Consider the following 395-nt stretch of genomic DNA (forward strand, 5'->3'; position numbering starts at 1 on the left):
CAGCAGCGACAGGATCATCGCGTTGACCCCGACCGACTTGCCCGAGCCCGTGGTGCCGGCCACCAGCATGTGCGGTGCCTTGGCCAGATCAGTGACGATGGGCTTGCCGGTGATGTCCTTGCCCAGGGCCATGGTGAGCTTGCTGCCCATGTGGTGATAGGGCTCGGACGAGAGGATTTCGGACAGCCTGATCATCTGACGTGATGGGTTGGGCAGCTCCAGCCCCATATAAGTCTTGCCGGGGATGGTTTCGACGACGCGGATCGACACGAGGCCCAGCGCGCGCGCCAGGTCCTTCATCAGGTTGACGATCTGGCTGCCCTTCACGCCGACGGCGGGCTCGATCTCATAGCGGGTAATTACCGGGCCCGGGTAGGCCGCGACGACCTTCACCT

1 protein-coding gene is annotated in these 395 nt (G+C 63.8%); it reads right to left on the reverse strand.

The features are described 5' to 3' along the window. Positions 1-395 (reverse strand): DNA translocase FtsK (locus tag NLI84_RS17900; RefSeq protein ID WP_255992173.1); only part of this gene is annotated, 395 nt, incomplete at both ends.

This window comes from Chitinolyticbacter albus, from assembly GCF_024437655.1.
Lineage (GTDB): Bacteria > Pseudomonadota > Gammaproteobacteria > Burkholderiales > Chitinibacteraceae > Chitinolyticbacter > Chitinolyticbacter albus.